Origin of the sequence: Kitasatospora sp. NBC_01302, assembly GCF_035976515.1 — a bacterium.
Lineage (GTDB): Bacteria > Actinomycetota > Actinomycetes > Streptomycetales > Streptomycetaceae > Kitasatospora.
On record NZ_CP108404.1, the window covers coordinates 6,572,488 to 6,584,131 of the forward strand.

The window sequence follows — 11,644 nt, forward strand, 5'->3', positions numbered from 1 at the left end:
CCGCTCACCAGCGGTTGACCGGCTCCGTGGTGAACTGCCGCGCCAGCCTGGAGAGTCCGGCCAGCGCCCCGAGGCGTGAGCGGGGCCGCTCCCCGGCAGCCGCGCTGACCAGGTGCTGCACCAGGTCGAAGCCCGGCTCCGCGGGACTGTCCACCGTCAGCCGCTCGTGCGCGAGACCGGCCAGCTCCAGGTCACCGGCCTCCAGCGCGAGCACCGTCGCCCCGCCCCGGCGCGCGTCCCGCACCCGCTCCAGCAGCCCCACGCCGGCCGCCTCGGGGCTGACCACCAGCACCGTCTCGCCGCGCCCGGCCGCGGCGAGGCGCCGCAGGTCGTGCCGCAGCTGGGCGGGGACGGCGGCGCCGGGCGGCACCTGGTGGCGGATCAGCGTCGGTGCCAGTTGCGGGACCTGGGACCAGGCGGCCTCCTCGCCCAGGTGCGCCGCCAGGTGCCACGGCTCGTAGCCGGTGCTGCCGACCAGCAGCAGGCCGCGCGCGCTGCGCCTGGTCACCGCGGTGCGCAGCGAGCCGGCGAAATCCCTGGTCGCGTCCAGCAGCGGGGAGCCGGACAGCACCTCGCGCAGCGCGCTCACTCTCGTCACGTCCATGGCGACAGGATGGAGCTGGGCCCGCGGCTTTGGCAGGATCCTCGGTATGACTTCCCTCGATTCAGCGAACGGTCCCGCCTCAGCCAACGGCCCCGCCCCGGCCCCGACCCCCGCCCGTGAGCGCCCCGAGATCAGTGAGCTGGTGGTCGGCGTCCTCGGCGGCACCGGTGACCAGGGCCGCGGCCTGGCCTACCGGCTGGCCAAGGCCGGCCAGCAGGTGGTCATCGGCTCGCGCAGCGCCGAGCGGGCCGAGCTGGCAGCGGCCGAGATCGGCCTCGGGGTGCGCGGCGCGGACAACGCCCGGACCGCCCGGGAGAGCGACATCGTGATCGTCGCGGTGCCCTGGGAGGGGCACGGCGAGCTGCTGGCGAACCTGGCCGGCGACCTGGCCGGCAAGATCGTGGTGGACTGCGTCAACCCGCTGGGCTTCGACAAGCAGGGCGCCTACGCGCTCACCCCGGAGGAGGGCAGCGCCGCCCAGCAGGCTGCCGCGCTGCTGCCCGACTCGCGGGTCACCGCCGCCTTCCACCACCTGTCCGCGGTGCTGCTCCAGGACCCGTCCATCGACAGCATCGACACCGACGTCCTGGTCCTGGGCGACGAGCGCGCCGCCACCGACGTGGTGCAGGCGCTGGCCGAGCGGATCCCGGGCATGCGCGGCATCTTCGCGGGCCGGCTGCGCAACGCCCACCAGGTGGAGTCGCTGGTGGCCAACCTGATCTCGGTCAACCGCCGTTACAAGGCGCACGCCGGGCTGCGGATCACCGACGTCTGAGACGGCTGACGGCCGACTTCGTGTGACGACACGCAAGGCCCGGACCCACCCGGCTTGGGGCGGGTCCGGGCCTTCCGGGAGAATGGGCGCGACAACCGCCGACCGCTGGAGCCCACCGCCATGCCCCGCAACGCCCTGTACGCCCTGATCGTCATCGTCCTCGCGCTGGCCGCCGCGGTGGTCTCGTTCCTGGAGGGCAACTGGCTCGGGGTGATCTGGGTCCTGCTGGCGGGCGTGGCCAGCAACATCGCCTGGTACCTGCTGCGCAAGGAGAAGCTGGCCCAGCGGGCCGGCCAGTAGCGGGCCTGACCCGCCCGCGGTGCGAGCCGCAGGCGGGACTCCCCGGCAGCCAGCGCCTGTCCTAGTGGGACCAGAACCGGAACAGGTACTGCCCGAGGTCCGCGTAGCCGCCCTTCACGCCGAACAGGCTCATGATGTTGTAGACCAGGTTGAAGAACCAGACGTTCACCTGGGACTGCCAGAGCACGATGAAGACCGCCATCAGCCCGTAGGGCGCGAACGGCTCGACCGCGCGCCGGGTCTTCAGCGAGAGCCAGGGCTCGATGATCCCGTAGCCGTCCAGGCCCGGCACCGGCAGCAGGTTGAGCAGCGCGGCGCTCACCTGGAGCAGGCCCAGGAAGGCCATCGCGGCCGGGAAGACGCTCACCTCGTACGGGCCGACCTGCGTGGTGCCGGGCAGGTTGTCGAGCCAGCCGGCGCCCACCGGGGCCAGCAGCAGCACCGCGCAGGCCAGGTTGACCAGCGGGCCGGCCGCCGAGACCAGGCTGTGCTTGAGCCGCCCGTGGATCCGGTGCCGCTCGATGTAGACCGCGCCGCCGGGCAGACCGATCCCGCCCAGCACCACGAAGACCACCGGCAGCACGAAGCTCATCAGCGCGTTCGCGTACTTGAACGGGTTGAGCGTCAGGTAGCCCTTGGCGCCGACCGTGATGTCCCCGCCGTGCAGCGCCGTCCTGGCGTGCGCGTACTCGTGCAGGCAGAGCGAGACCATCCAGCCGGCGACCACGAAGAGGAAGACGCCGAAGCCCGCCGAGCCGAAGCCGGTCCAGACCGCCCAGCCCGAGGTGCCCAGGATGCCCAGCAGCACCCAGAACACCGGGCTGATCCGGCGCTCCTCGCTGTTCGAGCGGCGTGTGTCGGCAAAACTCATGAAAGCGGGTCTCCGTCGTTGGATCGCCAGGCCGTTCGGCGAATGGCTGGTGGGGCGGATCGGCGGGCTGGTCGGCCCGGTCCCATCGATCATGCCGGTCGGCCCGCGCGATGGACAAGCGCCACCAGGTGAACGCCTCGGCGCCCGGGCCCGTTCCGCCGCCACCGCCCGGGTGGCGCCGCGAGCCCGGAAATCCGGCGGGGCAGCCGCCCGACAGGCCGCAGAATGGTCCCCGTGCACTATGGCATCCTCGGCACCACGACCGCCCACCACGACGACGGCACCCCGGTTGCGCTCGGCGGTGCGCGGTTGCGCGCGCTGCTGGCCGCGCTGGTGCTGCGCCAGGGGCGCCCAGTACCGGCCGACGTCCTGGTCGCCGAGGTCTGGGACGGTGAGCTCCCGCAGGACGCGGGCGCCGCGCTGCAGACCCTGGTGGGCCGGCTGCGCCGCACCATCGGGCGCGCCGAGGTGGGTTCGGGGCCCAGCGGCTACTGGCTGACCGCGGTCGACAGCGACCTGGGCCGGTTCCAGGAGCTGGCCGCGCTAGGCCGGCGTGCGCTGGCCGCCGGCGACGCCGGGACCGCGGCCGAGCAGCTGCGCGCCGCGCTGGCGCTGTGGCGCGGCCCGGTGCTGGCCGACCTGCCGGACCGGGCGGGCAGCGCGGTGCGCCTGGAGGCCCAGCGGGCCGAGGCACGCCGGGACAGGATCAGCGCGGACCTCGCGCTCGGACACGCCGCGGAGGTGGCTGCCGAGCTGGCCGGGCTCTGCACCGACCACCCGCTGGACGAGCCGCTGCACGTGCTGTGGATCCGCGCGCTGCACCGCCTCGGGCGCACCGCCGAGGGGCTGGAGCGCTACGAGCGGCTGCGCCGCGCGCTGGCCGAGGAGCTGGGGGCCGACCCGGGGGCGGAGCTGCGGGCCGTCCACCAGGAGCTGCTCCAGCAGGCGCCCGCCGCTCCGCCGCCCCGGATACCGGGCCCGCCGCCCGTCCCGGCCCCCGCCGACCTGCCCGAGCCACCCGCCCCCGCCCCCGGTGCGGGCGTCCCCGCCGCCGGGAACCTGCGCCCCGGGCTGACCAGCTTCGTCGGCCGTGAGCAGGACCTGGACGCGCTGGCCGCCCTGATCGGCTCGGCCCGGCTGATCACCCTCACCGGCCCCGGCGGCTCCGGCAAGACCCGGCTCTCGCTGGAGGCGGGCCGCCTCGCCCAGGCGGGCGCGCACTGGCCGGACGGGGTCTGGCAGGCCGAACTCGCGCCGCTGGAGAGCCCGTCCGCCGTCCCCGGCGCGGTGCTCTCCGCACTGGGCCTGCGGGCCACCGTGCTGCACCAGAACCTCACCGAGGGCCGCCCGGACGACCCGGTGCGCCGGATCGTCGAGCACTGCGGCCCGGCCCGGATGCTGCTGCTGCTCGACAACTGCGAGCACGTGATCCAGGCCGCCGCCGAACTCGCCGACCAACTGCTCGCTGAGTGCCCGCGGCTGAGCATCGTGGCGACCAGTCGTGAGCCCCTCGGGGTGCCCGGCGAGATGGTGCTGCCGGTGGAGCCGCTGCCCGACCCGGTCGCGCTGCGGCTGCTCGGCGAGCGCGGCGCGGCCGCCCGGGCCGGCTTCACGGTGAACGAGGACCCGGTGGCCTGCGCCGAGATCTGCCGCCGCCTGGACGGGCTGCCGCTGGCCATCGAGCTGGCCGCGGCCCGGCTGCGCGGCCTGACGCCGCGCCAGCTCGCCGACCGCCTGGACAGCCGCTTCGCCCTGCTCACCGGCGGCAGCCGGGTCCTGCTGCCGCGCCAGCAGACGCTGCGCGCGGTGGTGGACTGGAGCTGGGAGCTGCTGGACGAGCGGGAGCGTGCGGTGCTGAGCCGACTGTCGGTCTTCGCCGGCGGCGCGTCCCTCGAGAGCGCCGAACGGGTCTGCGCCGACGGCGAGTCGGTGCGTTCCGAGCAGGTGGCCGAGCTGCTGCTCTCGTTGGTCGACAAGTCGCTGCTGGTGGCCGGTCTCGACCCGCAGGCACCACCGCGCTACCGGATGCTGGAGACGATCCACGAGTACGCCGCCGAGCGGCTGGCCGAGACCGGCGCCGGCGCGGCGACCGAGCGCCACCTGGCCGCCTTCCGCGAACTGGCCCGCACCGCCTACTTCGACCTGCACGGTCGCCGGCAGGCGCGGGCGCTCCTCGTGCTGGAGCGGGAGCAGGACAACGTCCGGGCCGCGCTGCGCCACGCGGTGGACACCGGGGCCGAGCAGCAGGCGCTGAGCCTGGTGCTCGCCATGTCGTGGTTCTGGATGCTGCGCGACTTCCAGGCCGAGGCCGCGGACTGGCTGAACCAGGTCTGCCTGCTGGGGCCCGACCCGTTCACCGCCGACGCCGCGCTACCCGAACCGCTCGAGCAGGGGCCGCTGGAGCACCCGCTGCCGTGGCCGGAGCCGGTGCTGGCCGAGGCCCGCCGGCAGGCCGGGGTCTTCCAGACGGTCGCCCGCTTCAGGTTCGAGGAGGAGTTGGCCGACGAGATCGATGTGCTCGAGCGGGTGCGGCAGATCAACCGGCTCTACCACCCGGACCTGCCGCAGTCCTTCACCCACCCGCCGCTGCTGCGGATCTTCGCCAGCCTGCTGACGGAGCGGTTCGAGAGCATGCCGCGGCTGCTGGAGGGGGTGGTCGCGGGCTGCCGCCGGTTCGGCCGGCAGAGCGAGCTGGCCTGGGTCCTGCAGGTGCGCGCCAGGTTCACCAACGACCTGGTCGGCGGGCTGGAGCAGGCCCGGCTGGACGGCGAGGAGGCGATCGCGATCTACACCCGGCTCGGCGACGGCTGGGGGCTGTCCGAGACCCTGGGGGTCCAGGCCGAGACGGCCGGCCACTACGGCGACACGGCCGGTGCGATCGACGCCTACCGGCGCGCGATCGTGCTGGCCGAGGAGACCGGCGGTCCCCAGGAGGTGCCGATGCTCCAGATCCGGCTCGGCGAGGCGCTGCTGGAACTGGACGAGGCCGAGGGCGAGCGGATGATCCGCACCGGCGTGGCGGCCGGCGCGCACGGCGGCCAGGAGGAGCGCGGCGCGCTGTTCTTCGGCCGTCTGCTGCTCGGTGCGCTGGCCATGCAGCGGGGGGACGAGCACGCCGCCCTGGCCGAGCTGCGCGAGCTGCGGCAGGGCTCGGCCGGCATCGCGCAGCTGGGCCTGATGGGCGGCGTGCTGGACTGCTTCGACGCCGCGTTGTCGGCCCGGTGCGGTGAGGTGGATGAGGGGGCGCGGCTGTTGCGGGCGGGGCTGAGCACGCTGCGCCGCACGCGCTCGGAGGCCTTCCTCTTCGCGCAGCACAGCATGCTGCAGGTGTTGCCGGCCGTGATCGGGGTCCTCCTGGCGCAGGCCGGGCGGGACGGTGACCGGGACACCGCCGCGCGGGCCGCCGTGCTGTTCGGGGTGCACCGCGGCTGGCGCAACGTCCGGGGATCCTTCGTGGACCGGACCGAGCGCGAGCGCCAGCAGCGGGACCTGACCGCGTTGTTGGGCGCCGCGGAGTTCGACCGGTGCGCCGAACAGGGCCGTGCGCTCTCCTGGGAGGCGATCACGGCCCTGATGGACGCGTTGGCGCAGGAGGCCTGACGGCCCGTCGGCGGGCGCGTCAGACCCGCTTGCGGAACCGGGACACCGCCAGCGGCGCGGTGATCGCGGTCACCCCCACCGACCAGAGCAGCACCATGGTCACCGAGTGGGTCAACGGACCGCCGTTGATCAGACTGCGGTTGGCATCGGCCAGGTTGGACAGCGGGTTGTAGTGGGTGAAGGCGCGCAGCCAGCCGGGCATGGTGCCGGTAGGCGCGAAGATCGAGCTGCCGAACTGCAGCGGCATCATCACCAGCATGCCGAGCCCCTGGACGGCCTGCGGGCTGCGCGCGGTCAGACCCAGCAGCATCGAGACCCAGACCAGCGACATCGCGAAGACCATCGAGAGCCCGATCGACTCCAGCACGCCCAACCCGCCGGTCGGCAGGTGCAGGCCGAGGAGCAGGGCGAAGCCGATCAGGATGATGAAGGAGAGCAGTCCGCGCAGCGCCTCGGCCAGCATCTTGCCGACCAGCACCGAGGAGCGGGCGATCGGCAGGCTACGGAACCGGTCCATCACCCCGGTCGCCAGGTCGCTGTTGAGGCCGGTGCCCACCGCCATGGCCAGGTTGAGACCGGTGCTGCCCAGCAGTCCGGGGATCAGGTACTGCTTGTAGGACTGCTGGGAAGGGAAGATCGCGCCGCCGAAGACGTAGACGAAGAGCAGCGTGAAGACGATCGGCATCAGGAGCACGTCGAACATCGACTCGGGGTCGGCCTTGACCCGCATCAGGTTGCGGCGGGTCAGCGCGCCGATGTGGCGCAGGTGGTCGCGCAGGGTGGTCCGGCCGTCGGCGGCCAGCCGCTCGGCGGGGCGCGGCGGTGCGATGGTCGCGGTGGTCATGACTGGGGCCCCTCGATGTGTGCGGCGGACGGCTTACCGGTGATGGCGAGGAAGACCTCGTCCAGGCTGGGCACCTCGGTGTCGATGGCCGCGATGCCGAAGCCGCGGCTGCCGAGCACGCCGATCACGGTGGTCAGCTGTGCCTCGTCGTTGATCGGCACGGTGAGGACCTCGTGCTGCGGGTGGCCGAGGGCACCGGCGACGCCGGCCTCGGCCAGGCTCCGGGCCATCTCGGGGAGTTCACCGGGGCGGGCGGGGTGGATCCGCAGGGTCTTTCCGCCGACCTGCTCCTTGAGCCCGGCCACCGAGCCGTTGGCGATCACCCGGCCGCGGTCGATCACGGTCAGGTCGGTGGCCAGTTGCTCGGCCTCCTCCATGTACTGGGTGGTGAGCAGCACGGTGCTGCCGTCCGCCACCATCCGCCGGACCTCGGCCCAGACCTCGTTGCGGGTGCGCGGGTCCAGTCCGGTGGTGGGCTCGTCCAGGTAAAGCACCCGGGGGCGGCCGATCATGCTGGCGGCCAGGTCGAGCCGGCGGCGCATCCCGCCGGAGTAGGTCTTGGCCTCGCGGCGGGCCGCCTCGGTGAGCGAGAAGCGCTCCAGCAGCTCGCTCGCGCGGGCCTTGGCGTCCTTGCGCGAGAGGTCGAGCAGCCGGCCGATCAGGTAGAGGTTCTCGTAGCCGGAGAGCAGCTCGTCCACCGAGGCGTACTGTCCGGTGAGGCCGATGGTCCGGCGCAGCTGCTTGGGCTGGCGCAGCACGTCGAACCCGCAGACCGTGGCGGTGCCGGCGTCCGGCTTGATGAGCGTGGACAGCACCCGGATCAGCGTGGTCTTGCCGGCGCCGTTGGGGCCGAGCACGCCGAGGACGGTGCCCTGGCGGACCGTCAGGTCGACGCCGTCCAGCGCGGTGGTCCCCGACGGGCCGCCGAAGCGCTTGACGATCCCGCGGGCTTCCACGGCGTTCGGCCGGCTGTCGCGGGGGAGAGAGGTGAGGTGCCCCCGGTCGTTCGGGGCGGTGGCGGTCGGTGTCATGGCTCAAGACTGTCCGCCGCCGCCGTCGGCCCGCTGTCACCGCTGTCGGCCCGCTGTCAGGACGCCGACAGCGGGCCGACGGGGCACGGAAACCGCTACTTGAAGGTGTGCTCCGGCGCCGGGAAGCTGCCACCGAGCACGTCGGCGGCGAACTCGCGGGCGGCATCGCCCAGCACGCTGCGCAGGTTGGCGTACTGCTTGACGAACTTCGGCACCCGCCCCGCCGTCATGCCGGCCATGTCGGTCCACACCAGCACCTGGGCGTCGCAGCCGGACCCGGCACCGATGCCGACGGTCGGCACCGCCAGCGACTCGGTGACGTGCGCGGCCAGTTCGGCCGGTACCGCCTCCAGCACCACCGCGAAGGCACCGGCCTCCTGGACGGCCTTGGCGTCGCGCTGCAGCTTGTGGGCCGCCTCCTCGCCCCGGCCCTGTACGGGGTAGCCGCCCAGGGCGTGCACCGACTGCGGGGTCAGGCCGATGTGGGCCATCACCGGCACGCCGGCGTCGACCAGCAGCTCGATGGTGTGCGCGCTGCGCTCGCCGCCTTCGAGCTTGACCGCCCCGACGCCGGCCTCCTTCATCAGCCGCGCGGCGTTGCGCAGGCCCTGCGCGGGGGACTCCTGGTAGGAGCCGAACGGCATGTCGCCGACGATCAGCGCGCGCTCGGTGCCGCGCACCACGGCGGCACTGAGCATCACCATCTCGTCCATGGTGACCGGGACGGTGGTCTGGTAGCCGAGGTGGCAGTTGCCGGCGGAGTCGCCGACCAGCAGCACCGGGATCCCGGCCTCGTCGAAGACGCCGGCCGTCAGGGCGTCGTAGGCGGTGAGCATCGCCCACCGCTCTCCGCGCTGCTTGGCGGCGGCCAGGTCCCGGACGGTGACCCGGCGGTTGGTGACCCCGCCGTAGAGGGAGTGCTGCGTCTGGCCGGAGTGCGACTGGCCGGTCTGGTCCGGGCCGGTCGGCGTCTGGGCAGGCGAAAGCTGAGAAGCGTTCATCGAACAGGCTCCTGAAGGGTTGTGGTCTCGTGGCGCCGTACGGCGTCCCCGGATCTCCTCCATGCTTGCACGGCCCGGGCGCGGCGCAAAGAGCCGGGGGCCCAGCGGCGGCGCGGCGGGCCCGCCGGTTCCCGGCAGCAGGGATTTGCGAAACGAGTACGTCTCGTATCGCAAAAGGCGGTACAGTCGGGCCGGGGGGATTACGAGACGCTGCCGTCTCGATGAGTCTCCGCTTACCGCTCGGCGGCTCCGGCCGGCACCTCGCCAGCACGCCGCACACCTCCGTACGGAACGGGACAGACGTATGACCACCGCAGTAGCCGGCGTCGCGCCACGCGTGCCGGAAGCCATCCACCGCCGTCGGTGGGCGATCCTCGGCACGCTGATCCTGGCGCTGCTCGTGGTCGTCCTCGACAACTCGATCCTCAACGTCGCGATGAAGACCATCGCGACCCCGGCGCCGGTGGGTCTGGGCGCCTCCCAGAGCGACCTCGAGTGGGCGATCAACTCCTACACCCTGGTCTTCGCCGGGCTGCTCTTCACCTCCGGCCTGCTCGGCGACCGGTTCGGGCGCAAGAAGGCCCTGCTGGTCGGCATGCTGATCTTCGGCGTCGGCTCGCTGCTCTCGGCGCTGGCCTCCAGCCCGGGCGAGCTGATCAGCTTCCGTGCGGTGATGGGCCTGGGCGGGGCCTTCGTGATGCCCGCCACGCTGGCGATCATCATGAACGTCTTCGAGCGGCACGAGCAGCCCAAGGCCATCGGCATCTGGGCCGGCGCGGTGGGTCTGGCGATCGCGATCGGCCCGATCACCGGCGGTCTGCTGATCGAGCACTTCTGGTGGGGCTCGGTCTTCCTGGTCAACGTCCCGATCGTCGCGGTGGCGCTGGTCGCGATGTTCCTGCTGGTCCCCGACTCCCGCGACCCCAACCCCGGCAAGCTCGACCCGGTCGGCGTGCTGCTGTCGATCATCGGCCTGGTGGCGCTGATCTACGGCATCATCAAGGGCGGCGAGCTGGCCGACTTCACCGCCGCGGCCGCCTGGGTGCCGGTGCTGGTCGGGGTGCTCGCCCTGGTCGCGTTCGTGGTCTACGAGCGGCGGGTCAGCCACCCGGCGCTGGACGTCACCTGGTTCCGCAACAAGGCCTTCTCCACCTCGGTGACGGTGATCGGCCTGGTCTTCTTCGCGCTGATGGGCGTCTCCTTCTTCGGCGTCTTCTACACCCAGAGCGTGCGCGGCTACAGTGCGCTGGCCTCCGGTGCGCTGATGCTGCCGCTGGCGTGCGCCCAGCTGATCTTCGCGCCGAGGGCGCGCCTGGTGGTCGACAAGCTCGGCGTGCGCGCCACCTGCGCCGGCGGCATGGCCCTGATCGCGATCGCCTTCCTCGGCTACCTGCTGCTTGGCCAGTCCACCCCGATCTGGGTGCTGGAGGTGATCGGTTTCGTCATGGGCGCCGGCATGGCGCACGTCATGCCGCCGGTGACCGTGGCGATCATGGGCTCGCTCCCGCGGGAGAAGGCCGGTGCCGGCTCGGCGCTCAACAACACTTTCCGCCAGGTGGGCGGCTCGCTCGGCGTCGCGGTGCTCGGTGCCGTGCTCTCCACCAGCTACCGCGACGGCATCGCGGACAAGCTGACCCTGCTGCCGCCGGCCCTGCGCGACAAGGCGGGCGAGTCGGTGGAGGCCACCCTGGGCGTGGCCGGGAGCATGGGGCCCCGGGGCAGCGTGCTGGTCCAGCCCGCCTTCGACTCCTTCATCCACGCGATGCACGTGGTGGCGGGCCTGTCCGCCGTGGTCACCCTGGTCGGCGCGCTGCTGGCCTGGTTCTTCCTGCCCGGCAAGGTCGCGGCCCCGGGCTCCGGTGCCGCCCCCGCCGATGCGCCGACGCTGCGTGCCGTACCGGCCGCCGAATCGACCAAGGCCTGAGCATCACGATGGACAATGGCCCCATGGACACGGACCGTCAGGCCACCCTCACCGCCCCCGCCGCGCCGCCGCCGTGCGTGCCGCCGCGGCGGGGGCGGCCCCGCTCCGAGGCCGCCGAGCAGGCGATCCACGCGGCCGTGGAGCGGCTGATGACCGAGGGCGGCAGCCTGGCGGACCTCACCATCGAGGGCATCGCCCAGGCCGCCGGGGTGGGCAAGGCGACCATCTACCGCCGCTGGGCCAACAAGGAGGCGCTGCTCGTCGACGTGCTGGTCCGGCTGGAGGAGCCGGAGCCGGCCCTGCCGGGCACCAGCGCCCGGGACGACCTGGTGGTGATCCTGGACTTCATGCGGCGGCGCGGCCTGGCCAAGCGTTCCCGCTGGGTGCTGCGGATGGTGCTGGACCAGATGCACTCGATGCCCGCGCTCAAGGAGACCTACTACGCCCAGGTGGTCCTGGAGCGCCGGGAGAAGATCCGCCGGGTGGTGGAGCGCGGCGTGGCCGCCGGAGAGTTCCGCGCCGACCTGGACAGCGAACTGCTCGGCGAGATGCTGATCGGCCCGATGCTGCTGCGCGCGGTGGTCTGGGACGACTCGCCGCTGGACGACCCCGAGCTCGCCGCCACCATCGTGGACTCCCTGCTGGAGGGGCTGCGTGGCCCGGCTCAGCGGGTCGGCGCCGCCTGAGCTGCCCG

The 11,644-nt window shown here is 73.3% G+C and carries 10 protein-coding genes; 5 read left to right on the top strand and 5 right to left on the bottom strand.

Going from position 1 to position 11,644, the window contains the following annotated elements:
- Positions 1–4: 4 nt before the first annotated feature.
- Positions 5–604 carry a hypothetical protein gene (locus OG294_RS28885; RefSeq protein WP_327069473.1) on the bottom strand — a complete coding sequence of 200 codons (600 nt, stop codon included), beginning with the start codon at positions 602–604 and terminating at the stop codon, positions 5–7.
- Between the two features lie 46 nt (positions 605–650).
- On the opposite strand from OG294_RS28885, the gene npdG reads away from it, so the two are divergent.
- Entirely contained in the window at positions 651–1,379 is a 729-nt protein-coding gene (npdG, locus tag OG294_RS28890) for an NADPH-dependent F420 reductase (RefSeq protein ID WP_327069474.1), read from the top strand.
- A 120-nt stretch (positions 1,380–1,499) separates the two neighbouring features.
- Positions 1,500–1,679 (top strand): hypothetical protein, encoded by a 180-nt coding sequence (locus OG294_RS28895; protein WP_327069475.1) that lies wholly within the window; start codon positions 1,500–1,502, stop codon positions 1,677–1,679.
- A 61-nt stretch (positions 1,680–1,740) separates the two neighbouring features.
- Here OG294_RS28895 and OG294_RS28900 read toward each other — a convergent pair whose 3' ends face one another.
- Complete coding sequence (locus tag OG294_RS28900) at positions 1,741–2,550, bottom strand: site-2 protease family protein (RefSeq protein ID WP_327069476.1); 810 nt, start codon at positions 2,548–2,550, stop codon at positions 1,741–1,743.
- Positions 2,551–2,775: 225 nt separating this feature from the next.
- Between OG294_RS28900 and OG294_RS28905 the strand changes: the two genes are divergently transcribed.
- Positions 2,776–6,150: an AfsR/SARP family transcriptional regulator gene (locus OG294_RS28905; protein WP_327069477.1), complete on the top strand. Its 3,375-nt coding sequence runs from the start codon at positions 2,776–2,778 to the stop codon at positions 6,148–6,150.
- Positions 6,151–6,169: 19 nt separating this feature from the next.
- On the opposite strand, the gene OG294_RS28910 is transcribed toward OG294_RS28905, so the two are convergent.
- The 3 genes from OG294_RS28910 to panB all read right to left on the bottom strand — a co-directional run bounded on the left by OG294_RS28910 (position 6,170) and on the right by panB (position 9,026).
- Positions 6,170–6,994 carry an ABC transporter permease gene (locus OG294_RS28910; RefSeq protein WP_327069478.1) on the bottom strand — a complete coding sequence of 275 codons (825 nt, stop codon included), beginning with the start codon at positions 6,992–6,994 and terminating at the stop codon, positions 6,170–6,172.
- A complete protein-coding gene (locus OG294_RS28915) occupies positions 6,991–7,950 on the bottom strand; it encodes an ATP-binding cassette domain-containing protein (RefSeq protein WP_327071704.1) in 960 nt (319 codons plus the stop codon). Before OG294_RS28915 ends, OG294_RS28910 begins: the two co-directional genes overlap by 4 nt.
- Before the next feature lie 170 nt (positions 7,951–8,120).
- Positions 8,121–9,026, bottom strand: coding sequence for a 3-methyl-2-oxobutanoate hydroxymethyltransferase (gene panB, locus OG294_RS28920; RefSeq protein ID WP_327069479.1), 906 nt, complete (start codon positions 9,024–9,026; stop codon positions 8,121–8,123).
- Between the two features lie 304 nt (positions 9,027–9,330).
- On the opposite strand from panB, the gene OG294_RS28925 reads away from it, so the two are divergent.
- Positions 9,331–10,950 carry a DHA2 family efflux MFS transporter permease subunit gene (locus tag OG294_RS28925; RefSeq protein ID WP_327069480.1) on the top strand — a complete coding sequence of 540 codons (1,620 nt, stop codon included), beginning with the start codon at positions 9,331–9,333 and terminating at the stop codon, positions 10,948–10,950.
- Positions 10,951–10,973: 23 nt separating this feature from the next.
- On the top strand, positions 10,974–11,636 hold the full coding sequence (locus OG294_RS28930; RefSeq protein ID WP_327069481.1) for a TetR/AcrR family transcriptional regulator: 663 nt from the start codon (positions 10,974–10,976) through the stop codon (positions 11,634–11,636).
- The last annotated feature ends 8 nt before the right edge of the window (positions 11,637–11,644 follow it).

Excerpts from the sequence above, each read along its gene's own strand:
- OG294_RS28885 (WP_327069473.1), bottom strand. The coding sequence starts at position 604 with ATGGACGTGACGAGAGTGAGCGCGCTGCGCGAGGTGCTGTCCGGCTCC.
- npdG (WP_327069474.1), top strand. The coding sequence starts at position 651 with ATGACTTCCCTCGATTCAGCGAACGGTCCCGCCTCAGCCAACGGCCCC.
- OG294_RS28895 (WP_327069475.1), top strand. The coding sequence starts at position 1,500 with ATGCCCCGCAACGCCCTGTACGCCCTGATCGTCATCGTCCTCGCGCTG.
- OG294_RS28900 (WP_327069476.1), bottom strand. The coding sequence starts at position 2,550 with ATGAGTTTTGCCGACACACGCCGCTCGAACAGCGAGGAGCGCCGGATC.
- OG294_RS28905 (WP_327069477.1), top strand. The coding sequence starts at position 2,776 with ATGGTCCCCGTGCACTATGGCATCCTCGGCACCACGACCGCCCACCAC.
- OG294_RS28910 (WP_327069478.1), bottom strand. The coding sequence starts at position 6,994 with ATGACCACCGCGACCATCGCACCGCCGCGCCCCGCCGAGCGGCTGGCC.
- panB (WP_327069479.1), bottom strand. The coding sequence starts at position 9,026 with ATGAACGCTTCTCAGCTTTCGCCTGCCCAGACGCCGACCGGCCCGGAC.
- OG294_RS28925 (WP_327069480.1), top strand. The coding sequence starts at position 9,331 with ATGACCACCGCAGTAGCCGGCGTCGCGCCACGCGTGCCGGAAGCCATC.
- OG294_RS28930 (WP_327069481.1), top strand. The coding sequence starts at position 10,974 with ATGGACACGGACCGTCAGGCCACCCTCACCGCCCCCGCCGCGCCGCCG.